The following is a 21,034-nucleotide window of genomic DNA, read 5'->3' as shown; positions in this document are numbered from 1 at the left end:
ACGTAACGCCCCGGCGCAGGCGCACGGGGCGACACTCGACCGGACGGCACGTCCGGGAGCTCATCCACACACCTACGCGGGTCGCCCGCAGCTAGCGGGTCCTTCGCCCGGCACGCCCCCTGTCGGGGCACGCCGGTAACCAGCGGTCTTTGGCTTCTCCGAGAGAGTACGCGAGCGGCGCCGGAAGCGGCAAATCCGCTGTCCGGCGCCGCCCCGGCCGCCGGGCGTACGCGCGACGGGAGCCGTGCCCGTACGCGTACGCCCGCGCCCTTCGGCTCAGCCGTGCCGTCAGCTGACCTCGGCGAAGTCGACGGTGTCGGAGCCCGCGGGGGCCTCGACGGTGACGTCCGTGCCGTAGTCGGAGTAGTACGCCACGGACTCGTAGTCGCCCTGGCCCTTGGTGTTCCGCGCCGTCTCGGACTTCTTCACCAGCAGGTCGTCCCCGTCGATCCAGAGGTCGATCTTCTCCGTCTCCAGACCGGCCGTCTGGAGCTGCTCCTGGAGCCCCTGGAGCTCCGCCTGGCTCAGCTCCTGGGACTGCATGCGGGCCAGGTCCGCGACCTTCACGGTGCCGCTGTAGTGCGTCGTCTCGGCACCCTTGACGTTCTCCGTGCCGACCTTCTTCACCTTGCCCGTGGCGAGCAGGAGCTGCACCGAGCGCGACGGGTTGTTGTTCTGCATCTGGTCCTTGATGAACGCGCCCGAGGGGCCCGCCAGTTCCGCCAGCTTGTCGTAGTCGTACGCGATCCAGTGCGCGCCCTTGCCCGCCGTGGAGGCGAACGCGTCGCCCATGTTCACGTACATCGCGTCGGCCGTGTAGCGGGTCGGCGTCGGCTTGCCCGCGATGGGCGAGTTGGCGACCGCGCCGCCGCTCTGGGTGACGGTGAGGTCGCCGGTGGTGCCGCCGTCCGACCAGTCCATGACACCCTGCATGACCGACGTCTGCGTGCCCTGCGGGGTACCCTGCGTCGTGTTCCCCTCCACGCGCGCGGACTTCTGCTGCTCCGTGCTGTCCGAAGCCTTCTTCAGCGCGGCCAGCGGGGAGAACGCGGAGGAGTCGGATGACGAACCGTCCGACGACGAGCCCCTGTTCTTCTTCCCGCTGCCGCCGTCGTCGTCGCTGCCGCACGCCGTCAGACCTGCCATCAGTACCACGCCGAGCGCGACAGCGGCCGTACGAGTCCTGTGCACGTGACCCCCCTGAGTTTCCTTAAGTGCTGCTTATGTGCCGGGACGACTTTAGCCCGCTGTGAGGTTCCCCCCAGGGGTAACCGAGTTGAGGTTCGGTCACATCGCGCGGCGGTCGGTCCGTACGGGAGCGGCGCGCGGCGGCACCGTACGGTCGCCGGACACGCGGCAGGCCGGGCCCGCGCTCCGTGTGGAGCGCGGGCCCGGCCCGTGGTGACTGCCGTCGCGGTGGATCAGGCCGCGGCCGGGTCCTCCTCGACGAGGAGGTTGCGGACGCGGTTGCCGTCCAGCGGGATGCCGGGGCCCATCGTGGTGCTGATGGTTGCCTTGCGGATGTAACGCCCCTTGGCGGCCGACGGCTTGAGGCGGTTGACCTCTTCGATCGCGGCGGCGTAGTTCTCGACGAGGAGACGCTCGTCGAACGACGTCTTGCCGATGATGAAGTGCAGGTTCGAGTGCTTGTCGACGCGGAACTCGATCTTGCCGCCCTTGATGTCCGTCACCGCCTTGGTGACGTCGGGCGTGACCGTGCCGGTCTTCGGGTTCGGCATCAGACCACGCGGACCGAGCACGCGGCCGAGGCGGCCGACCTTGCCCATGAGGTCCGGGGTGGCGACGACGGCGTCGAAGTCCAGACGGCCCTTGGAGACCTCGTCGATCAGCTCGTCGGAGCCGACGATGTCGGCGCCCGCGGCCTCCGCGGCCGCTGCACGGTCACCGGTCGCGAAGACCAGGACCCGGGCGGTCTTGCCGGTGCCGTGCGGGAGGTTCACGGTGCCGCGGACCATCTGGTCGGCCTTGCGCGGGTCGACACCCAGCCGCAGGGCGACCTCGACGGTGGCGTCGAACTTCGACGGCGAGGTCTCCTTCGCCAGCCGGACGGCCTCGAGCGGGGCGTACAGCTTCTCCCGGTCGATCTTGGCGTCCGCGCTGCGGAGGTTCTTGCTGCGCTTCACTGCTGCTCCTGGTGTTCGGAACGGAGTCGTGGTGCGGGCCGGCGCTCGGCCCTTCCACGGTGTGTCGGGTCGCGGTCCACCTGCGGGCGCCACCGGGGCGCGTACGCGGGGGCCGCGGCGTCGTGCTCGACGGCGACCGGCGAGGTCAGCCCTCGACCGTGACGCCCATGGAACGCGCGGTGCCGGCGATGATCTTCTCGGCGGCGTCCATGTCGTTCGCGTTCAGGTCGGGCATCTTCGTCGTGGCGATCTCGCGCACCTGGTCGCGCGTGAGCTTGCCGACCTTGTTGACGTGCGGCTCGCCGGAGCCCTTCTCCAGGCCCGCGGCCTTGAGGATCATCTTCGCGGCCGGCGGCGTCTTGGTGACGAAGGTGAAGGAGCGGTCCTCGTAGACCGTGATCTCCACCGGGATGACCCAGCCGCGCTGCGACTCGGTCGCGGCGTTGTACGCCTTGCAGAACTCCATGATGTTGACGCCGTGCTGACCCAGTGCCGGGCCGACCGGCGGAGCCGGGTTGGCCGCACCGGCCTGGATCTGGAGCTTGATCAGCCCCGCGACCTTCTTCTTCTTGGGAGGCATGCTCTCTCCGGGTCCTTGTGAGAGGTGATTCCGCCTCCGTGCCGGTGACGTGTCCGTCAGCCGGATGGAGGCATACCGCACCACGATAGCCCGTACCGTGGCGAGCTCTGAAATCGGCCGGTCCCGCGTACGGTCCACCGGCCGGGAGTCGTACGGTCCCGCCGTCGCGCGGGAGCCGTACGGGCACGGCGGACGCGCCGCCGAGACGGAAGGCCACGCCCGCGAAACCAGGGCGTGGCCTTGCCGATGTCGTGCGATGCCGTGCGGGGGCGCGGACCGCGTCAGTTCTTCTGGATCTGGTCGAAGCTCAGCTCGACCGGGGTCTCGCGGCCGAAGATCTCGACGAGGCCCTTGACCTTCTTGGAGTCCGGGTTGATCTCGTTGATCGTGGCCTGGAGGGTCGCGAACGGGCCGTCGGTGACGGTGACCGAGTCGCCGACCTCGAAGTCCAGGACCTGCACCTCGACCTTGCGGCCGCCACCGCCCGCGGGCTTGCCCTCGCCGTCGGCCGCGGCGGCCTTGGCGGCCTTCTCCTCGGCCTCGGGGGCGAGCATCTTGACGATCTCGTCGAGCGTCAGCGGGTACGGGTCGTAGGCGTTGCCGACGAAGCCGGTGACGCCCGGGGTGTTGCGCACGACGCCCCAGGACTCGTTCGTCAGGTCCATGCGGACGAGGACGTAGCCCGGGAGCTTGTTCTGCCGTACGGTCCGGCGGTCGCCGTTCTTGATCTGGACGACCTCTTCCTGCGGCACCTCGGCCTGGAAGATGAAGTCCTCGACGTTGAGGGAGACGGCGCGCTGCTCGAGGTTGGTCTTCACGCGGTTCTCGTAGCCCGCGTAGGTGTGGATGACGTACCACTCGCCCGGGAGGACGCGCAGCTCGTCGCGGAGGGCGGCGACCGGGTCGACCGGCTCCTCCTCGACGGCCTCGTCGTCCGAGGCTTCCTCGTCGGCGGCCTCGTCGTCCGAAGCGCTGTCGTCCGAAGCGCTGTCGTCCGAAGCGTCCGCGTCCTCGGTGGCGTCGTCCGAAGCGTCGCCGTCCGCAGTCTCGTCGTCGCCCGACTCCGCGTCGGCGGTCCCGTCCGCGCCGTCCTCCGCCGGGGCGTCGGCGGCCGCCGACGTGTCGACGCCGTCGTCCGTCGCCTCGACGATGGCGCGCGCGGTGTCCTCGCCCTCTGCGGGCTCGACGACGTCGTTCGGGTTCGGGTCAGACACGGTGGCTGCTTCTTCCTGACTTCATGGGGTCGATCATGCGGTGGCCGCCCGCGGGGGCACTCGTGCCCGCTCGCCGGCCTCTCCGCGGTACGGGATCAGCCGAAGACGGTCTTCATGAGTTCGGTGAACCCATAGTCAATCACGGTCACGAGACCGATCATGATGACGACGAAGACGATCACCACGGTCGTGTACGTGGACAGCTGGCTGCGCGTGGGCCAGACGACCTTGCGGAGCTCGGCGATGATCTGTCGGTAGAAGAGCGCGAGGCGGGCCATCGGGCCCTTCTTTCCTCGCTTGCCTCCGCGCCGGGGCTTCTTGTCGTCTGACGACCCTCCGGGCTCGGGGACCTCGATGGAGTCCGTGATCTCCGTCACTCGTCCTCACCTGATCCGGGTCGTTGCCCTGCGGCGTCCGGCCCGGCCGCACGGCGGTGTATTTCAGTACGTACGTACGCAAGCACACACCCTATCGAGGATGTGGTGTGTGTAGCAGGGCCGGAGGGACTTGAACCCCCAACCGCTGGTTTTGGAGACCAGTGCTCTACCAATTGAGCTACGACCCTTTGTGACGCCCACAACCTACCGCATCCGGGCCGCTGCACGGAGTGCGCAGCACGGATCGACCGGTGAGGGCCAACGACGTAGGAGTGTACGTGTTCCGCGTCCCGACGTCGAACGACCTCGGCCGGGCCGCCCCGTAGCCCCGGTGCGGGGGCCTCCCGCCGTCTGGGAACATGCCCTCATGACGGCTGCCACTCCTCCCGCCCAGTCCCCGACCGAACGACGTCTCTCCACCCGTATCGGGTCGATCTCCGAGTCCGCGACGCTCGCCGTGGACGCCAAGGCCAAGGCCCTCAAGGCCGCCGGGCGTCCCGTCATCGGCTTCGGCGCGGGAGAGCCGGACTTCCCGACGCCCGACTACATCGTCGAGGCCGCGGTCGAGGCCTGCCGCAACCCGAAGAACCACCGCTACACGCCCGCCGGTGGCCTGCCGGAGCTGCGTTCCGCGATCGCCGACAAGACGCTGCGCGACTCCGGTTTCCAGGTCGAGGCGGCCAACGTCCTGGTGACCAACGGCGGCAAGCAGGCCATCTACGAGGCGTTCGCGACGCTCCTCGACCCGGGCGACGAGGTGATCGTCCCCGCGCCGTACTGGACGACGTACCCGGAGTCGATCCGGCTCGCGGGCGGCGTGCCCGTCGACGTCGTCGCCGACGAGACCACCGGTTACCGGGTGTCCGTCGAGCAGCTGGAGGCGGCGCGCACCGAGCGCACGAAGGTGCTGCTGTTCGTGTCGCCGTCCAACCCGACCGGCGCGGTCTACTCCCGCGCACAGGTCGAGGAGGTCGGCCGCTGGGCCGCCGAGCACGGGCTGTGGGTGCTGACGGACGAGATCTACGAGCACCTGGTGTACGGCGACGCCGAGTTCCACTCGCTGCCCGTCGTCGTGCCGGAGCTGCGGGACCGCTGCGTCGTCGTCAACGGCGTGGCGAAGACGTACGCCATGACGGGCTGGCGGGTCGGCTGGGCCATCGGCCCGAAGGACGTGATCAAGGCCGCCGCGAACCTCCAGTCGCACGCCACCTCGAACGTGAGCAACGTGGCGCAGGCCGCCGCGCTGGCCGCCGTCTCCGGGAACCTCGACGCGGTCGCGGAGATGCGCGCGGCGTTCGACCGGCGGCGGCAGACGATCGTACGGATGCTGAACGAGATCGACGGCGTCCTCTGCCCGGAGCCGGAGGGCGCGTTCTACGCGTACCCGTCGGTGAAGGGGCTGCTCGGCCGGGAGCTGCGCGGGCGGCGCCCGGCGACGTCGGTGGAGCTGGCGGAGCTGATCCTGGAGGAGGTGGAGGTCGCGGTGGTGCCGGGCGAGGCGTTCGGGACGCCGGGCTACCTCCGGCTCTCGTACGCGCTGGGCGACGAGGACCTGGTGGAGGGCGTCTCCCGGATCCAGAAGCTGCTCGCCGAGGCGCGGGACTGACCGACCGACTCACCCGCCCCACCCACCCCCGCCGCGGCGGGGAAGCCGAGGTACGGAGGTTCGATGGCGACGGTGCGCGACGTCCGGCGACTGCCGAAGGCGCATCTGCATCTGCATTTCACCGGCTCGATGCGGCCCGGCACGCTGCTGGACCTCGCCGACAAGCACGGCGTGCACCTGCCGGACGCGCTGAAGGGCGGCGAGCCGCCGAAGCTGCGGGCGACGGACGAGCGGGGCTGGTTCCGCTTCCAGCGGCTGTACGACATGGCGCGCTCGTGCCTGCGCGATCCGGAGGACATCCAGCGGCTGGTACGGGAAGCGGCCGAGGAGGACGTACGGGACGGCTCGCGGTGGCTGGAGATCCAGGTCGACCCGACGTCGTACGCGCCGCTGCTGGGCGGGCTGATCCCCGCGCTGGAGATCATCCTCGACGCGGTGGAGCTGGCCCGCCGGGACACCGGCCTGGACATCCGGGTGCTGGTCGCGGCGAACCGGATGAAGCACCCGCTGGACGCCCGTACGCTCGCCCGGCTCGCCGTCCGCTACCGGGACCGGGGGATCGTCGGCTTCGGCCTGTCCAACGACGAACGGCGCGGCTTCGCGCGGGACTTCGACCGGGCGTTCGCGATCGCGCGGGAGGGCGGGCTGCTCGCCGCGCCGCACGGCGGCGAGCTGTCCGGCCCGTCCAGCGTGCGCGACTGCCTGGACGACCTGCGGGCGGCGCGGGTGGGGCACGGCGTACGGGCGGCGGAGGACCCGCGGCTGCTGGCGCGGCTGGCCGAGCGCGGGGTGACGTGCGAGGTGTGCCCGGCGTCGAACGTGGCGCTGGGCGTGTACGAGAAGCCGGAGGACGTACCGCTGCGGACGCTGTGGGACGCGGGCGTGCCGATGGCGCTGGGCGCGGACGACCCGCTGCTGTTCGGCTCGCGGCTGGCCGCGCAGTACGAGCTGGCGCGCGAGGCGCACGGCTTCACCGACGCGGAACTGGCCGAGCTGGCGCGGCAGTCGGTGCGCGGTTCGGCGGCGCCGGAGGACGTACGGGCGACGCTGCTCGCGGACGTCGACGCGTGGCTGGCGGCGGACGCCTGACGGGGCGGTGCGGTCGGGTCCGGCCTGACGGGCCCGGCGCGGCGGGTTGACCTCAACCGCGGTTGAAGGAGCACGCTCGGCACGTCAGGGGGAGGCGCCCGTACGCCTCCCCGGCGTACGAGGTGCCCGGAGGCATCCGCCATGAGCAGCGACGACAGCACGGACCGCGGCGACACCGGCCGCGACACCGCCCCCGGCGGCCCGTCCGGCTTCGACAGCTTCACCCCGGCCTACGAGGGCGCTCCCCCGTGGGAGATCGCCGCGCCCCAGCCCGCGGTCGTCGAGCTGGCCGGGCGCGGCCGCTTCACCGGCCGGGTGCTCGACGTGGGCTGCGGCACCGGCGAGAACTCCCTGCACCTGGCGTCCCTCGGGTACCCCGTGCTGGGCGTGGACGGCGCGGCGAACGCCGTGGCGCGGGCCCGGGAGAAGGCGCGGCGGCGGGGACTGGCGGCGGAGTTCGCGCACGCGGACGCGTTCGAACTGTCCTCCCTGGGGCGGAAGTTCGACACCGTCCTCGACTCCGCGTTCCTGCACATCCCGGGGAACACCCCCGACCGCCGCCGCGCGTACACCCGCGAGCTGGCCGCCGTGCTGGTGCCCGGCGGGTGGGTGCGGCTGCTGGAGATCAGCGAGCGGTCGGCGGAGCATCCGAGCCTCACCCGTACGGAGATCGCCGCCGCCTTCGACGACGCGGACTGGGCGGATCTGCGGATCGGTTCGACGACATACGCGGTGGCGGCGGGCGGGGGTGCCACGAGCGAGGTGCACGCGTGGCTGGTGGGCGTACGGCGGAGCTGACCGGCGCACCCGTACGCCCGCGCGCCCACAGGCCACGCCCGTACGCCGCTCACACCACCCGCACCACGTGCTTCCCGCGCACCCCGCCCGCCTCCAGCGCCCGGTGCGCCCCGGCGATGTCCGCCAGCGGGCGCACCGTGTCGACCACCGGCCGCAGTTCGCCGCGCTCCACGAACCGCGCCAGCTCCGCGAGGAGGTCGTGCTTCGGGTTGCCGCTGAAGAAGCGGACCCGGCCGCGGCCGTGGACGGCGGAGGCGAGGAGGTAGCCGAGGGAGGCGGCCGTACGGCTCTGGTCGAAGGCGATCGACACCATCCGCCCGCCCGGCGCGAGCAGCCGCCGGAAGGCGCGGTGGTCGGTGCCGACGGTGTCGAACACGACGTCGTAGCGGCCCAGTTCGGCCGGGCCGGTGGCGCGGTGGTCGAACGCCTCGTCGGCGCCCAGCTCCCGGACGAGGTCCAGGGTGGCGGCGCCCGCGAGGGCGGTGACGTGCGCGCCGTACGCCCGCCCCAGCTGCACGGCGACGTTCCCGACGCCGCCCGCGGCGCCCCGTACGAGCAGCCGTTCGCCCGCGCGCAGCCGGGCCTTGTCGCGCAGCCCGGTGATCGCGGTCGTGCCGACCGGCAGGGCGGCGGCCTCGACGAGGTCCAGCCCGGCCGGTACGCGGGCCAGCTGGCGCGGGCGTACGACGACGAACTCGGCGGCGCTGCCGAAGCCCTGGGACCGCGGCAGTACGCCCCACACCCGGTCGCCCGCGGCCAGGCCGGACACGGACGGGCCGGTCCCGGCGACCTCGCCGCTGAAGTCGATGCCGACGCGCTTGGGGAAGCCGCGCCCGGCCAGCTCCGTCACCAGGCGGACCCGGCCGGCGCGGCCGTGCAGCTCGCCGCCGTTCACGCTGCTGCCGTGGACCCGTACGAGGACCTCGCCGTCGCCGGGGGTCGGCTTCGGGACGGTGCCCTCGTAGAGGACGTCGGGCGGGCCGTAGCTGTCGTAGAGGGCCGCGCGCATCTCACTCACTGTTTCCACCGCTCTGCTCGTACGCCTGTGATCGTCCGCTCCGCACCAGGTCAACCGCGGTACGCGGCCGACCGGCACTCACCTTCCGTCACGCTAACGCGGTAAGCGGAGAGGTGCCTCCACTTGGCTTAAGGTGAGAGACATGCACGGTGATTCGTCTCGGATGGAATTTCCCGGGCCCCTGCGGGCCGACGCGCGGCAGAACCGGCAGCGGGTCCTCGACGCCGCGCGGGAACTGTTCGCGGACCGCGGGCTCGACGTGCCGATCGCGGCCGTGGCCCGCCGCGCGGGCGTCGGCGTGGCCACGCTCTACCGCCGCTTCCCCACCCGCGACTCGCTGGTCACGGCGGTCTTCAGCGACCAGTTGGAGGCGTGCTCGGCGGTGATCGACACGGCGCTCGCCGCCCCCGACCCCTGGCGGGGCTTCTGCTCCGTCGTCGAGAAGGTCGGCACGATGCAGGCCACCGACCGGGGCTTCACCGCGGCCTTCCTCACCGCCTTCCCGGACGCCGTCGACTTCGAGCGGACGCGCGTACGGGCCGAACGGGGCTTCGTCGAAGTCGTGCGCCGGGCCAAGGAGTCGGGCAGCCTGCGCCCCGACTTCGCGCTCACCGACCTGCCGCTGCTGCTCATGGCCAACAACGGCATCACCGCCGGCTCCCCCGAGGTCGCCCGCGCCGCGTCCCGACGGCTCGTCGCGCTGCTCCTCGACGCCTTCCGCGCGGACCGCGCCGCGCCGCCCGTAGCGCTGCCGCCGCCCGCGCCGCTCGACCTGATGGACGTGCACCGGCCGCAGCGGCCGTACGGCACGTCGGCGCGCGCGGGCGCCTGACCGCCGGGGCCGCCCGGCCGCCGGGGCCTCGCGCGCTACAGCGCGCAGCCCACCGTCACCGGCTCGTTGACCAGCGTCACCCCGAACGCCGCCCGCACCCCGTCCCGTACCTCCCGGGCCAGCGCGAGCAGGTCCGCGGTGGTCGCGGCGCCGCGGTTGGTGAGGGCCAGGGTGTGCTTGGCGGAGATACGGGCCGGGCCGGTGCCGTAGCCCTTGGTGAACCCGGCCCGGTCGATCAGCCAGGCCGCCGACGTCTTCACCCGCCCGTCCTCCGCCGGGAAGGCGGGCGGCGCCACGTCCGGGCCGAGCCGTTCGGCGGCGCGGGCGAGGAAGGCGGCCCAGTCGGCCTCGGTCAGCACCGGGTTGGTGAAGAACGAGCCCGCCGACCAGGTGTCGTGGTCCTCCGGGTCGAGCACCATGCCCTTGCCCGCGCGCAGCTTCAGCACGGTCTCCCGCGCCGTGGCCGCCGCGACCCGCTCCCCCTGCCGTACGCCGAGGACGCGCGCCGTCTCCGCGTACGCGAGCGGCGCGGACAGGCCGCCCGCGTCCTCCAGCCGGAAGCGGACGCGAAGGACGACGAAGCGGCCGGGGTCGGCCTTGAAGCGGCTGTGCCGGTAACCGAAACCGCAGTCGGCGTGCGGGATCGTGACCGTCTCGCGCTCCCGCCGGTCGTACGCGACGACCTCGGTGAGCGTGTCCGCGACCTCCTGGCCGTACGCGCCCACGTTCTGGATCGGCGTCGCGCCCGCCGAGCCGGGGATGCCCGCCAGGCACTCGACGCCCGCGAGACCGGCGTCGACCGTACGGGCGACGACGTCCGACCAGTTCTCGCCCGCGGCCGTCTCCAGGTGCGTGCCGTGCAGCGCGAAGCCGGTGGTGGCGATCCGCAGCGCGGTGCCGCGGAAACCCTCGTCCGCGACGACGAGGTTGCTGCCGCCGCCGACGACCAGCAGCGGGACGCCGTCCGCGTCGGCCTCCCGTACGGCCTCGACCACCTCGGCGTCGGTGGTGGCCGTACGGAGGCGGTCGGCGGGGCCGCCGAGACGGAAGGTGGTCAACGGGGCGAGGGGGGCGTCGTGGAGTTCCTGCACGCGGTCAAGGGTACGGGGGCGGGCCGGCCCGTACGCCTGCCCGCCCCCGTGGGGTTCCTCCGGTGCGGCCCGCCGCGCTCGCGGCCGCCGCCGCGTCAGGGGAGCCGCCGCGTCAGGAGAGCGCGACGACCGCGCGGGCCATGCCCAGCACCTTCTGGTCGTTGCACTTCGCGACCAGGTCCACCCGTACCGTCCCGGCGGCCTCGTCGACCACCTCGGCGACCTTCGCGGAGACCTCGACGAGCGCGCCCTTGTCGTCGTCCGGCACCTGCACCTGGCGGATGAAGCGGACGCCGTAGTCGACGACTGCTCCCGGGTCGCCCACCCAGTCGGTGACGACCCGTACCGCCTGGGCCATGGTGAGCATGCCGTGGGCGATGACGCCGTCGAGGCCGACCTCGGTGGCGAAGCGGTCGTTCCAGTGGATGGGGTTGAAGTCGCCGGACGCGCCCGCGTAGCGCACCAGGGAGGCGCGGGTCACGCGGAAGGTCTGGGCGGGCAGTTCCGTGCCGACGGGGGCGTCGGCGAACGCGATCTTGACAGTCATGGTCGTCATCCCTCGTCAGCGCCCCGTGCCACCAGCTTCGAACGGGCCGTCACCACGAGTTCGCCCGTCTCGTCGTGCACGTCCCCGCGGATCTCCACGACGTCGTGGCCGCCCATGGACTTGACCGACTCGATGGTGGAGGTGACCGAGAGCCGGTCCCCGGCGCGTACGGGCCGCACGTACGCGAACCGCTGGTCGCCGTGGACGACCCGGCTGAAGTCCAGGCCGAGCTGCGGGTCCTGGATGACGGCGCCGGCCGCCGCGTACGTGATGGAGAAGACGAACGTCGGGGGGGCGATCACGTCCGGGTACCCGAGTTCGTTGGCCGCGTCCGGGTCGGTGTACGCCGGGTTGGGGTCACCGATGGCCTCGGCGAACTCGCGGATCTTCTCCCGTCCGACCTCGTACGGGCGGGTGGGCGGATAGCTCCGCCCGACGAACGACTGGTCGAGCGCCATGGCCCGGCACCTCCTGGAGCGTTGGCATGCGGAACGACGTGAGGCCGCCCCCGTTGATCGGGGACGGCCTCACGGACGAGTCGGTTATCGCGTCTCGCGGTGCGCGGTGTGCGAGTTGCAGCGCGGGCAGTGCTTCTTCATCTCAAGACGGTCCGGGTTGTTGCGCCGGTTCTTCTTGGTGATGTAGTTCCGCTCCTTGCACTCCACGCATGCCAGCGTGATCTTCGGGCGGACGTCGGTGGCAGCCACGTGAGTGCTCCTTGGACGGACTAGGACGATTTGAACGCAGAAAGAGTAGCCGATCGGAGGACAGATCCCACAACCGGCTACCGTCAGTTGAAGTAGCGGCGACCGGACTTGAACCGGTGACACAACGATTATGAGCCGTTTGCTCTACCGACTGAGCTACGCCGCCACGATGCGAACGTCTCCCGCGCCAGGCGGGAGACCTGTCACACCAGAGCCCCAAAACGGAATCGAACCGTTGACCTTCTCCTTACCATGGAGACGCTCTGCCGACTGAGCTATTGGGGCGAGCGATGAAGACATTACACGTTCGGCCGCCGAAGGTGAAATCCGTATCCGCGCCGCCGCGTCCGGCCCCCGCCACCCCCTTCCGCCGGGCCCCGTACGGGCTTCCGCAGCGCGCTCCGGACCACGCCGGTACGACTATTCGCCTCCTCCCCGACGCCGCTCACGGCTCCCCTTAGTCTCGACTCACGCTGCGTGATCTCGATCTTCCGCCGAACCCTGGGGAGTCCGATGGCCGACAGACAGCCGCAGGAGCCGAGGCACTCCGACCGGGGCGGTACGGCCGCCGACCCCACCGAACTCCTCCTGTGCGCCGCCCGGCTCGCCGACGGCCGCACCGTGGACGTACGGCTGAGCGGCGGCCGTATCGAGGCCGTCGGCACCGCCGGCAGCCTCTCCCCCGGCAAGCTGCCGCCCGAGGGCACCCGCCTCGACCTCACCGGCTACCTGCTGCTCCCGGCGCCCGCCGAGCCGCACGCCCACTACGACTCCGCGCTCACCGCCCTCGGCGCCGCCGCGCCGGGCGCCGACGGCCCCCCGTCCAGCGACCCGAACGAGCTGCAACGGCGCACCACCGAGGCCGCGTTGCTCCAGCTCGGGCACGGCGCGACCGCGCTGCGCACGCACGTACGCGTCGGAGACGTCGTCGGCGTGCGCTCCCTGGAGGCCGTCCTCCAGGCCCGCCGGGCGCTGCGCGGGCTGGCCGACCTGACGACCGTCGCCGTACCCCGGCTGCTGACCGGGCTGGCGGGCGCCGAGGACCTGGCGATGCTGCGCGACGCCGTCAAGATGGGCGCGACCGTCGTCGGCGGCTGCCCCGACCTGGACCCCGACCCGGGCGGCTACGTGGAGACCGTCCTCGAAATCGCCGCCGAGCACGGTTGCGCCGTCGACCTGCACACCGACGCCGACGACCCGGCCCGCCTCGCCCGCCTCGCCTCCGCCGCGGGCGGGCTCCGCCCCGGCGTCACCCTCGGCCCCTGCGGCGGCCTGTCCCGGCTGCCGCACGAGGCGACCATGCGCGCCGCCGACCAGCTGGCCGCCGCCGGGATCACCGTCGTCGCGCTGCCGCAGGGCAACTGCGCGGCGCTGGAACGCCGTTTCCCCTCCCGCGTCGCCCCCGTACGGCTGCTGCGCGCCGCCGGTGTCTCCGTCGCCGCCGGTAGCGGCGCCCTGCGCGACGCGTCGAACCAGGTCGGCCGCGGCGACCCGCTCGGCGCCGCCTACCTCCTCGCCTCGCACGGCGAGGCGCACCCCGTCGCCGCGTACGAGGCGGTCAGCACCCGGGCGCGCGCCGCGATGGGCCTGCCGGAGGTACGCGTCGAGGCCGGTTTCCCGGCGGAGCTGCTGGCCGTACGGGGGACGAACATCGCGGGCGCGCTGTCCCTCGCGTACAGCCGGATCGTGGTGCACCGGGGGCGGGTGGTCGCGCGGACGAGCGCGGTGCGCGAGTACTGCGACTCGGCGTCCGGCGCGGACCTCGACCTGCCGCGCCAGTCGCAGGGCTGACGGGCGACGGGGCGCGACACCGCGCGGCACGGCACGGCAGGTCGGTGGCGTCGTCGGCGGGCGGGGCGCGGGCGCGCGGGTACGGTCGGAGGCATGCGTACAGTCATCGCCGGAGGACACGGCCAGATCGCCCTGCGACTCGAGAAGCTGCTCGCCGCGCGCGGGGACACCGTCGCGGGCCTCATCCGCGACCCCGACCAGTCGGACGACCTGCGCGCCGTGGGCGCCGAGCCCGTCGTCTGCGACCTGGAGTCCGCCACCGCCGAGGAGGTCGCGCGCCACCTGGAGGGCGCGGACGCCGCCGTCTTCGCGGCGGGCGCCGGGCCGGGCAGCGGCACCGGCCGCAAGGAGACCGTCGACCGCGATGCCGCCGTGCTCCTCGCCGACGCGGCGGAACGGGCGGGCGTACGGCGCTTCGTCATCGTCTCCTCCATGGGCGCCGACACGGAGCCCCCGGCGGGCGTGGACCCGGTGTTCGCCTCGTACCTGCGGGCGAAGGGCGCCGCCGACGAGGCCGTGCGCGCCCGCACCGCCCTGGACTGGACGGTGCTGCGCCCCGGCCGCCTCACGGACGACGCGGGCACCGGCCGCGTACGGCTGGAGGAGCGCACCGGCCGCGGTGACATCACCCGCGACGACGTGGCTGCCACCCTGGCCGCGCTCCTCGACGAGCCGCGTACGGCGGGCCTCACCCTGGAGCTGGTCGAGGGCGACACGGACGTCACCGCCGCCGTCACCGCGCACGCCCGCGGCTGACCGGCCGTACGGACGCGACGGGGGCGGGCCCCGTACGGCACTCGCGCCGTACGGGGCCCGCCCCTTCGTCCGCCGGCCGCGCCCGGCCGCGGGTCACGCCTTGTGCTGCATGCTCGTCCGCGCCGGGTTGGCCTGCTCGGCCGCCTTGGGGTCCTTCTCACCGGCCTTGGCCCGTACGTCCCGCTCGATCCGGCCGCCGACGTCCGGGTCGACGTTCTTCCAGTACGCGAACGCGCGCTGGAGCACCGGCTCCGTCACACCGTTCAGCAGATGGCCCACGACGTTGTCGACGAGCCGGTCGCGGGCGCCGTCGTCCAGCACCTCCCGCACCATCGTGCCCGCCTGGCCCCAGTCGTCGTCCTGCGCGTGGTCGACGTACGCGGCGCGGGTGATCTCCCCGTCCGCGTACCAGCTGGGCGGCGTGCCGTACCGGTCGGTGTCGGCCGCCGCGCCGCCCTTGGAGTTGGGCGCGTACACCGGGTCGGAGGTGAGCCGGTACGCCATCGGGCCGTCCTTGGAGTACGTGTGCACCGGCACGGCGGGCGCGTTCACCGGCAGCTGCTGGTAGTTGGCGCCGACGCGGTGGCGGTGGGCGTCCGCGTACGAGAAGAGGCGCGCCAGCAGCATGCGGTCCGGGCTCGGGCCGATCCCGGGCACCAGGTTGTTCGGCTGGAAGGCGGCCTGCTCGATCTGCGCGTGGTTGTCGGTCGGGTTGCGGTCCAGCGTCATCCGGCCGACCTCGACCAGCGGGTAGTCGGCGTGCGGCCACACCTTGGTGAGGTCGAACGGGTTGAAGCGGTACCCGGCCGCGTCCTCGTACGGCATCAGCTGCACGTACAGCGTCCAGCTCGGGAACTCCCCGTCCCGTACGTGCTCGAACAGGTCCCGCGTGTGGTAGTCCGTGTCCGCCGCCGCCATCTGGTCGGCCTCGTGCTGGGTGAAGTACTCGACGCCCTGGTCGGTCTTGAAGTGGTACTTCACCCAGTGGCGCTCGCCCGCGGCGTTGATCCACAGGTACGTGTGGGAGCTGTAGCCGTTCATGTGGCGCCACGTCCGCGGGATACCGCGGTCCCCCATCAGCCACGTCACCTGGTGCGCGGACTCCGGCGAGAGCGTCCAGAAGTCCCACTGCATGTCGTGGTCACGCAGGTTGTTGTCGGCCCGCCGCTTCTGCGACCGGATGAAGTGCTGGAACTTCATCGGGTCCTTCACGAAGAACACGGGCGTGTTGTTGCCGACCATGTCGTAGTTGCCCTCGCGGGTGTAGAACTTCACCGCGAAACCACGGGGGTCACGCCACGTGTCCGGGCTGCCCCGCTCCCCCGCAACCGTCGAGAACCGGGCCACCAGCTCTGTACTCTCCCCCGGCTGGAACACCGCCGCCTTCGTGTACGCGCTCACGTCCCCCGTGACCTCGAACCGGCCGAAGGCGCCGCTGCCCTTCGCGTGCGGCTGGCGTTCCGGAATCCGCTCCCGGTTGAACTGCGCCATCTGCTCGATCAGATACGAGTCCTGCAACAGGATCGGACCGCCAGCCCCGACCGTCAGGGAGTGCTCGTCGCTCTCGACCGGCGCACCGGAGTCGCTGGTGGTCGCGGGATTCACGTCCGACATCTTCGTACTCTCCTCGTCCTCGGCTCCCCGTACGGGCCGTGTGGTGCGCCCGCCCGCCTCGCGCGGGTGGGCGGCACCGCCGGTCCGGGTAGCCCGGAAACGGGGTTCTCACACACGGTCGGGTGCGACCGCACCCGAACGGCCGCCGTGGGGTGGCGGAGGGCGTGGGTGCGGGAGGCGGGGTCGAGCGGTGAGGGGCGAGGGGCAGGAGGTCAGGCGCGGGCCGGGTCCGGGTCCGCCATCAGCCCTGCGTGCAGCTTGGCGACGACGCGGGCGAGCAGCCGGGACACGTGCATCTGGGAACAGCCGAGCTGCTCGCCGATGTGCTGCTGGGTGCGCTCCTCCACGAACCGCAGATGGATCAACCGCCGCTCGCGCTCGTCGAGTTCGGCGATGAGCGGCGCGAGGGAGTGGAAGTTCTCGATCAGCTCGAAACGCTCCTCGTCGATACCGATGAAGTCGACGAGCACCGTCTCGGACTCGTCGTCCGCACCGCCGCCGACGGCCACGTCCAGGGAGGCCGCCGTGTAGCCGTTGGCCGCCTTCCGCGCCTCCACCACCTCGGCGAGATCCAGCTGCATCAGCTCCGCCAGCTCGGCGTCCGACGGCTCCCGGTCCAGCCGCGTACGCAGCTCCTCCGACGCCTTGGACAACTCGATCCGCGCCTCCTGGAGCCGCCGCGGCACGTGCACGGCCCACGATGTGTCACGGAAGAACCGCTTGATCTCCCCCGTCACGTACGGCACGGCGAACGACGTGAACTCGACCTGCCGCGACAGCTCGAACCGGTCGATCGCCTTGATCAGGCCGATCACACCGACCTGGACGATGTCCTCCATCTCCTCCGGCCCGCGGTGGCGGAAGCGCGTGGCCGCGTACTGCACGAGGGAGAGGTTCATCTCGATGAGGCAGTTGCGCACGTAGCTGTACTCGGACGTGCCCTCCTCCAACCGCGACAGCCGGTCGAAGAAGACCTTGCCCACCTCGCGCGCGTCCCGCGGCGCGAGCGTCGCCGGGGCGACGTACGCGCGCTCCACGAGCGCGCCGTCGGAAGCGCCCACCCCGATGCCTTGGACCCGTCCCTGGACCTGCGCCTGCGTCGCGGTAGACATGTGCCCGCCCCTTGATCATCTCGTTCCGAGCCCCCGGCCGCGATCCGAGTGCCCCGTTATCGGATCGTCATGCCCGCCCCAGCACAAATTTCCCCCACACCACCCCGCCCCACACCCCGAACCCCCACGAACCCCCGCCACCGGCACACCACTTGCCCAGCCACCGCCGCACGGAAAGCCGTGGGAACGGGAGCAGATCGGCCGCGTACGGGGGGGGGGAGCAGCGTCATCGTCGGCGGCCCGCCCCCGCGCGGAAGGTCCATCCCCGCGTGCGCGGGGAGCAGCACGGCGGCGAAATCGAGCTGGAGCACTACCAGGGTCCATCCCCGCGTGCGCGGGGAGCAGGCGGGGATGCTGATGGCGGGGTGGCCGGTCAGGGGTCCATCCCCGCGTGCGCGGGGAGCAGGACCTGACCGACCGGCGCCTCGCACTCGCACAGGGTCCATCCCCGCGTGCGCGGGGAGCAGCTCTCCGTCGCGCTCATGCACAGCATGTTGGCGGGTCCATCCCCGCGTGCGCGGGGAGCAGCCCAAGGGGTCTGACCAGCGAAAACGGGCCCGGGGTCCATCCCCGCGTGCGCGGGGAGCAGCCTTGCTGACCTGGCCTTTTATCCGGCGCGGACGCCGTTCTGAGCAACTATTGGAGATTCAGACATTTCGACCCCCGTCCCATGAGCGCCGCTGAGCATCCGCTGCCCCATCGGACCGACGCCTCATCTTCGGCCCCCGCCTCGGACCGGGCAAGGGCTGATGTTTCGCGTTCCGCTCCCCCACCGCACCAGCTTGGACACCAAGGGCACGCGGGGCGATCTTCGGCACCTCAGGCTCCAGGCGTACGGCGCACACCGCGCGCGTCATGGTGCAACTGGCCTTCACAGCACACACGTTGACTGATTGCCCTCGGAATGGTGGCGATCCACACGTCACGGAGGCGGCAGCCGCACGCGACGCCACTCGGACACGAAGTAGGGCCCGCGTCCAGCGAAGTCGCTGGTCACGGGCCCTACTCGGAGCGTGGCGGCGCCAGGATTCGAACCTGGGAAGGCGAAGCCGGCAGATTTACAGCGGGCCGAGCCTGACCCGGCTGACCTGCGCTTTTCCAGCTCTGCGCCTACCGCAGGGGACCCCTGGGGGAAACAGCAACGCCACAGCAGGTGCCGCTATCCCCGCGGGTACGGGGAGCAGCAAGACGGAGCGACCGGATCCGCCGTACTCCCGGGGCCATCCCCGCGGGCGCGGGGAGCAGGGTGTCGGGCGGTCGAAGGCGAGCGTCCAGACGGGTCCATCCCCGCGGGCGCGGGGAGCAGAGCGGGGCGCCCGGCGGGGGCCGGTCCGGGAGGGGTCCATCCCCGCGGGCGCGGGGAACAGGCCGTCAAACGGCCTACCAGTGACACTTACGGGACCATCCCCGCGGGTGCGGGGAGCAGATGCGCACGGACCGGCCGCACTCCGCCCGGATGGGACCATCCCCGCGGGCGCGGGGAGCAGGAGACGGCCATGGGCACGCCGCGCACCTTCACGGGTCCATCCCCGCGGGCGCGGGGAGCAGTAGCGGGATCGGCCTACGACCTCGCCGAAGACGGGTCCATCCCCGCGGGCGCGGGGAGCAGCTCAATCACGTCTCCGTTAACCCGGTCGGTGAAGGTCCATCCCCGCGGGCGCGGGGAGCAGCGCCGCAGCTGGCGCGTCACAGAGCACCATCAGGGTCCATCCCCGCGGGCGCGGGGAGCAGCCGGCGTGCGCCGAAGTCGGCGTCGACGCCATGGGTCCATCCCCGCGGGCGCGGGGAGCAGGGTCGTGAGGGGTGATCCCGTGGCGGCCTGTGGGGTCCATCCCCGCGGGCGCGGGGAGCAGAGGAGCTGACCAGTATCTTTATCAGCGCCGACCTGCGTTTTTACTCACTTTGCCATTGTCAGGCAGCAGGGGCCGTATGTCAGGCGTCTGGTCAACGAACCCGTGCTCCTGCGGCTGCGTTTTGCGTTGGGCAAGCCAGCCGGAGACGCGAGGGCCGCCGTTGATCGCTGCTCCTTCACGCACGGTTCGTACGTGGGTGAAGCCGTGGTCGAGGTAGTAGCGCTGCAACGCCTCGTTCGTGGTCCACGCGTCCAGCCGCAGCCACGTCGCGCCCGCGCGGTAGGCACGGTCGTCCGCCCAGTCGAGGAGGCGCCCGCCGAGGTTCTGGCCAGCGTGCGTACGAGCTACCGTCAGCTTGTTGATGAAGAGCGACGGCTCCTTCAGCTCGGCCTCGCTCCAGAGCCCCTGTTCCGCCTCCGGCGTCAACGTGATCGTGGCGACGGTCCGTTCAGCGTCGCGGACCATGAAGACCACGCCTGCCTCGATGGTTGCCAGCAACCTGTCTGCCGGATAGGGGCGCCTCCACTGATCCGAGCCCAACTCGGCCAGCCAGGCAGCCGCTTCCGCTCGAAAGGCGAGAAGCCTGTCGAGGTCCTCCGTACGCGCAGGAGAGACGATCACAGGCTCTCACCCCGTGCCGCGAGGTCACCGATCTCGTAGTTCATGCGGTTGAGGTCTCCCCTGAACGTCGTGATCGTGCACCGGGCCGGGGCGTCTGCCGTGTGGCCCGTCCGCTGCCACAGCAGCACCGGTACACCTGCCCCAATCTCCAGCAGTCGCGCTTCTTCAGGCGTAGGCATCCGCGTGGAGATCTCGTCGAAGTAGCCGACCTGCTCGATGCCGTGGGCGGCCAGGTACCGAGTCGTGCCCTCTTCGATGTCGCCAGGCTGAGCGAGTCGCGGAGCCCGGTCGACGAGCCAACCGGGGTAGTACGTCGCCTGGGTAGACCACGGCACATCGTCGACGTACCGGTGGCAGTGGCGCAGTACAGCCGTGGAGCCGGGCTCCACCTTGAGGCGTTCGGCCACCTCCGCTGGCGCCGGTTGCATCTCGACGCGGAACGTCTGGTGCGGGCGGCGCCCGGCCGCAGTCACGTCGGTGCTGTACGCGTCGCCGCTCTGCGGGAAGTTCAGGTTCTCGAAGCGTGAGGCGTTCAGCTCGAAGACCTCGTGCGACCTCACCTCGTACCCGAGTCCCTGACTGGACGTGATGAGCCCCTCCGACACCAGGAGGTTGAGCCCGGCTCGCACGGTGTTCCGCGAAGCGGTGAACCGCTTCGCGAGTTCGCTCTCCGAGGGCAACCGCTCCCCCGGCCCGTAGGTGCTGTCGTCGATCTCACGACGCAGCGCGTCGGCCACCTGTCGGTACTTGGGCTGCCTGTTCATCACCTCATGATGACGCACTCACCCAACTTGTTGGAACAAGTTCTTGACGACTTGCTCTCCGTAGGTACAGGATCACCCGTATCAACTTGTTCCAACAAGTTGAGCAGGTGGCTCAACCTGTCTCACAGGGTGCCCCTGTTCTGAAGCGCCCGGAGAGCCCGGTGACACGGGTTCGAAGGAAGCGCGTGTGCTTGTGAACTCCATAGCGTGATCCACCACCGCTTACGGCCGTGACGACTCCGGTCGTGGTGGGTGGAGACCAGTCGGTCGAGAAGGGGCCCGGTGTCACAGCCCGGCCCTACACCCCGTGCAGGGGGACACGCCACCGACTCAAAAGAACGACGCGGCACTTCGCTGCCACCTCAGACGGCCCGGGACACAGGTCTCCCCGGGCCCGAGCGGCCCGCGTCCGAGACCCGGAAGGAGCAGTTCATGAAGCAGCGACATACGAGGGCGCCTGCCGGGCTGGACCGGCGCGGCAGGTAGCGCCCTACGCGTCCGGGCCACCTTGCACAACGGG

General features: G+C 71.7%; 20 protein-coding genes, 3 tRNA genes and 2 CRISPR repeat arrays. Of the genes, 6 read left to right on the top strand and 17 right to left on the bottom strand.

From position 1 onward, the window contains the following. Nucleotides 1-288: 288 nt before the first annotated feature. The 6 genes from D7M15_RS18025 to D7M15_RS18000 all read right to left on the bottom strand — a co-directional run bounded on the left by D7M15_RS18025 (nucleotide 289) and on the right by D7M15_RS18000 (nucleotide 4,503). A complete protein-coding gene (locus tag D7M15_RS18025; RefSeq protein ID WP_121520964.1) occupies nucleotides 289-1,146 on the bottom strand; it encodes a hypothetical protein in 858 nt (285 codons plus the stop codon). 275 nt (nucleotides 1,147-1,421) lie between these two features. Beyond that, the gene (gene rplA / locus D7M15_RS18020) at nucleotides 1,422-2,144 is read right to left on the bottom strand and encodes a 50S ribosomal protein L1 (protein WP_121518455.1); all 723 of its coding nucleotides are present in this window, start codon (nucleotides 2,142-2,144) and stop codon (nucleotides 1,422-1,424) included. Nucleotides 2,145-2,289: 145 nt separating this feature from the next. Next, nucleotides 2,290-2,724 (bottom strand): 50S ribosomal protein L11, encoded by a 435-nt coding sequence (gene rplK / locus D7M15_RS18015; protein ID WP_121518454.1) that lies wholly within the window; start codon nucleotides 2,722-2,724, stop codon nucleotides 2,290-2,292. A 281-nt stretch (nucleotides 2,725-3,005) separates the two neighbouring features. Then, a complete protein-coding gene (gene nusG, locus D7M15_RS18010; RefSeq protein ID WP_121518453.1) occupies nucleotides 3,006-3,938 on the bottom strand; it encodes a transcription termination/antitermination protein NusG in 933 nt (310 codons plus the stop codon). Between the two features lie 95 nt (nucleotides 3,939-4,033). Continuing rightward, nucleotides 4,034-4,315 (bottom strand): preprotein translocase subunit SecE, encoded by a 282-nt coding sequence (gene secE, locus D7M15_RS18005; RefSeq protein WP_121518452.1) that lies wholly within the window; start codon nucleotides 4,313-4,315, stop codon nucleotides 4,034-4,036. 115 nt (nucleotides 4,316-4,430) lie between these two features. Then, nucleotides 4,431-4,503, bottom strand: a tRNA-Trp gene (locus D7M15_RS18000). A gap of 179 nt (nucleotides 4,504-4,682) precedes the next feature. Here D7M15_RS18000 and D7M15_RS17995 point away from each other — a divergent pair. The 3 genes from D7M15_RS17995 (at nucleotide 4,683) to D7M15_RS17985 (ending at nucleotide 7,808) form a co-directional block, all read left to right on the top strand. Continuing rightward, complete coding sequence (locus D7M15_RS17995) at nucleotides 4,683-5,921, top strand: pyridoxal phosphate-dependent aminotransferase (RefSeq protein WP_121518451.1); 1,239 nt, start codon at nucleotides 4,683-4,685, stop codon at nucleotides 5,919-5,921. Nucleotides 5,922-5,984: 63 nt separating this feature from the next. Next, entirely contained in the window at nucleotides 5,985-7,010 is a 1,026-nt protein-coding gene (locus D7M15_RS17990) for an adenosine deaminase (protein WP_121518450.1), read from the top strand. Nucleotides 7,011-7,151: 141 nt separating this feature from the next. Next, on the top strand, nucleotides 7,152-7,808 hold the full coding sequence (locus D7M15_RS17985; RefSeq protein ID WP_121518449.1) for a class I SAM-dependent methyltransferase: 657 nt from the start codon (nucleotides 7,152-7,154) through the stop codon (nucleotides 7,806-7,808). Nucleotides 7,809-7,857: 49 nt separating this feature from the next. On the opposite strand, the gene D7M15_RS17980 is transcribed toward D7M15_RS17985, so the two are convergent. Continuing rightward, entirely contained in the window at nucleotides 7,858-8,817 is a 960-nt protein-coding gene (locus D7M15_RS17980; protein ID WP_121518448.1) for an NAD(P)-dependent alcohol dehydrogenase, read from the bottom strand. A gap of 172 nt (nucleotides 8,818-8,989) precedes the next feature. Here D7M15_RS17980 and D7M15_RS17975 point away from each other — a divergent pair, with 172 nt between their 5' ends. After that, on the top strand, nucleotides 8,990-9,658 hold the full coding sequence (locus D7M15_RS17975; RefSeq protein ID WP_240649361.1) for a TetR/AcrR family transcriptional regulator: 669 nt from the start codon (nucleotides 8,990-8,992) through the stop codon (nucleotides 9,656-9,658). A gap of 35 nt (nucleotides 9,659-9,693) precedes the next feature. On the opposite strand, the gene D7M15_RS17970 is transcribed toward D7M15_RS17975, so the two are convergent. From D7M15_RS17970 to D7M15_RS17945, 6 genes are all read right to left on the bottom strand, one after another. Further along, nucleotides 9,694-10,749: a UDP-N-acetylmuramate dehydrogenase gene (locus D7M15_RS17970; RefSeq protein WP_121518446.1), complete on the bottom strand. Its 1,056-nt coding sequence runs from the start codon at nucleotides 10,747-10,749 to the stop codon at nucleotides 9,694-9,696. Nucleotides 10,750-10,861: 112 nt separating this feature from the next. Further along, nucleotides 10,862-11,296 carry a MaoC family dehydratase gene (locus tag D7M15_RS17965; RefSeq protein ID WP_121520962.1) on the bottom strand — a complete coding sequence of 145 codons (435 nt, stop codon included), beginning with the start codon at nucleotides 11,294-11,296 and terminating at the stop codon, nucleotides 10,862-10,864. 5 nt (nucleotides 11,297-11,301) lie between these two features. Continuing rightward, nucleotides 11,302-11,754, bottom strand: coding sequence for a MaoC family dehydratase N-terminal domain-containing protein (locus tag D7M15_RS17960; protein ID WP_121518445.1), 453 nt, complete (start codon nucleotides 11,752-11,754; stop codon nucleotides 11,302-11,304). A gap of 84 nt (nucleotides 11,755-11,838) precedes the next feature. Beyond that, the gene (rpmG, locus tag D7M15_RS17955; RefSeq protein ID WP_003956487.1) at nucleotides 11,839-12,003 is read right to left on the bottom strand and encodes a 50S ribosomal protein L33; all 165 of its coding nucleotides are present in this window, start codon (nucleotides 12,001-12,003) and stop codon (nucleotides 11,839-11,841) included. 93 nt (nucleotides 12,004-12,096) lie between these two features. Further along, nucleotides 12,097-12,169: transfer RNA gene (locus tag D7M15_RS17950), tRNA-Met, on the bottom strand. 46 nt (nucleotides 12,170-12,215) lie between these two features. Beyond that, a tRNA-Thr gene (locus D7M15_RS17945) sits at nucleotides 12,216-12,288 on the bottom strand. Between the two features lie 228 nt (nucleotides 12,289-12,516). On the opposite strand from D7M15_RS17945, the gene D7M15_RS17940 reads away from it, so the two are divergent. Both D7M15_RS17940 and D7M15_RS17935 read left to right on the top strand, forming a co-directional pair. Next, nucleotides 12,517-13,794 carry a hydrolase gene (locus D7M15_RS17940; RefSeq protein ID WP_121518444.1) on the top strand — a complete coding sequence of 426 codons (1,278 nt, stop codon included), beginning with the start codon at nucleotides 12,517-12,519 and terminating at the stop codon, nucleotides 13,792-13,794. A gap of 93 nt (nucleotides 13,795-13,887) precedes the next feature. Beyond that, a complete protein-coding gene (locus D7M15_RS17935; RefSeq protein WP_121518443.1) occupies nucleotides 13,888-14,550 on the top strand; it encodes an NAD(P)H-binding protein in 663 nt (220 codons plus the stop codon). A gap of 93 nt (nucleotides 14,551-14,643) precedes the next feature. Here D7M15_RS17935 and D7M15_RS17930 read toward each other — a convergent pair whose 3' ends face one another. The 4 genes from D7M15_RS17930 to D7M15_RS17915 all read right to left on the bottom strand — a co-directional run bounded on the left by D7M15_RS17930 (nucleotide 14,644) and on the right by D7M15_RS17915 (nucleotide 20,514). Further along, the gene (locus tag D7M15_RS17930) at nucleotides 14,644-16,164 is read right to left on the bottom strand and encodes a catalase (RefSeq protein ID WP_121518442.1); all 1,521 of its coding nucleotides are present in this window, start codon (nucleotides 16,162-16,164) and stop codon (nucleotides 14,644-14,646) included. 212 nt (nucleotides 16,165-16,376) lie between these two features. After that, entirely contained in the window at nucleotides 16,377-17,276 is a 900-nt protein-coding gene (locus D7M15_RS17925; protein WP_121518441.1) for a SigB/SigF/SigG family RNA polymerase sigma factor, read from the bottom strand. 255 nt (nucleotides 17,277-17,531) lie between these two features. Next, nucleotides 17,532-17,865: a CRISPR direct-repeat array (repeat unit 28 nt; unit sequence GGTCCATCCCCGCGTGCGCGGGGAGCAG). A 566-nt stretch (nucleotides 17,866-18,431) separates the two neighbouring features. Continuing rightward, nucleotides 18,432-19,129: direct repeats of the CRISPR family, unit length 29 nt; unit sequence GGGTCCATCCCCGCGGGCGCGGGGAGCAG. A 21-nt stretch (nucleotides 19,130-19,150) separates the two neighbouring features. Next, nucleotides 19,151-19,750, bottom strand: coding sequence for a GNAT family N-acetyltransferase (locus D7M15_RS17920; RefSeq protein ID WP_121518440.1), 600 nt, complete (start codon nucleotides 19,748-19,750; stop codon nucleotides 19,151-19,153). Next, nucleotides 19,747-20,514, bottom strand: coding sequence for a GntR family transcriptional regulator (locus D7M15_RS17915; RefSeq protein WP_121520960.1), 768 nt, complete (start codon nucleotides 20,512-20,514; stop codon nucleotides 19,747-19,749). The genes D7M15_RS17920 and D7M15_RS17915 overlap by 4 nt, the downstream gene beginning before the upstream one ends. Between the last annotated feature and the right edge of the window lie 520 nt (nucleotides 20,515-21,034).

This window comes from Streptomyces sp. Z26 (assembly GCF_003665095.1).
Classification (GTDB): Bacteria; Actinomycetota; Actinomycetes; order Streptomycetales; family Streptomycetaceae; genus Streptomyces; species Streptomyces phytohabitans.
Note: the sequence above shows the minus strand (reverse complement) of the source record. Positions and strands in the feature narration are given on the sequence as shown.

Excerpts from the sequence above, each read along its gene's own strand:
- D7M15_RS17990 (WP_121518450.1), top strand. The coding sequence starts at position 5,985 with ATGGCGACGGTGCGCGACGTCCGGCGACTGCCGAAGGCGCATCTGCAT.
- D7M15_RS17995 (WP_121518451.1), top strand. The coding sequence starts at position 4,683 with ATGACGGCTGCCACTCCTCCCGCCCAGTCCCCGACCGAACGACGTCTC.
- rplK (WP_121518454.1), bottom strand. The coding sequence starts at position 2,724 with ATGCCTCCCAAGAAGAAGAAGGTCGCGGGGCTGATCAAGCTCCAGATC.
- D7M15_RS17940 (WP_121518444.1), top strand. The coding sequence starts at position 12,517 with ATGGCCGACAGACAGCCGCAGGAGCCGAGGCACTCCGACCGGGGCGGT.
- D7M15_RS17985 (WP_121518449.1), top strand. The coding sequence starts at position 7,152 with ATGAGCAGCGACGACAGCACGGACCGCGGCGACACCGGCCGCGACACC.
- D7M15_RS18025 (WP_121520964.1), bottom strand. The coding sequence starts at position 1,146 with ATGGCAGGTCTGACGGCGTGCGGCAGCGACGACGACGGCGGCAGCGGG.
- D7M15_RS17980 (WP_121518448.1), bottom strand. The coding sequence starts at position 8,817 with ATGCGCGCGGCCCTCTACGACAGCTACGGCCCGCCCGACGTCCTCTAC.
- D7M15_RS17960 (WP_121518445.1), bottom strand. The coding sequence starts at position 11,754 with ATGGCGCTCGACCAGTCGTTCGTCGGGCGGAGCTATCCGCCCACCCGC.
- D7M15_RS17930 (WP_121518442.1), bottom strand. The coding sequence starts at position 16,164 with ATGTCGGACGTGAATCCCGCGACCACCAGCGACTCCGGTGCGCCGGTC.
- D7M15_RS17925 (WP_121518441.1), bottom strand. The coding sequence starts at position 17,276 with ATGTCTACCGCGACGCAGGCGCAGGTCCAGGGACGGGTCCAAGGCATC.
- D7M15_RS17975 (WP_240649361.1), top strand. The coding sequence starts at position 8,990 with ATGGAATTTCCCGGGCCCCTGCGGGCCGACGCGCGGCAGAACCGGCAG.
- D7M15_RS17965 (WP_121520962.1), bottom strand. The coding sequence starts at position 11,296 with ATGACTGTCAAGATCGCGTTCGCCGACGCCCCCGTCGGCACGGAACTG.
- D7M15_RS17915 (WP_121520960.1), bottom strand. The coding sequence starts at position 20,514 with ATGAACAGGCAGCCCAAGTACCGACAGGTGGCCGACGCGCTGCGTCGT.
- D7M15_RS17935 (WP_121518443.1), top strand. The coding sequence starts at position 13,888 with ATGCGTACAGTCATCGCCGGAGGACACGGCCAGATCGCCCTGCGACTC.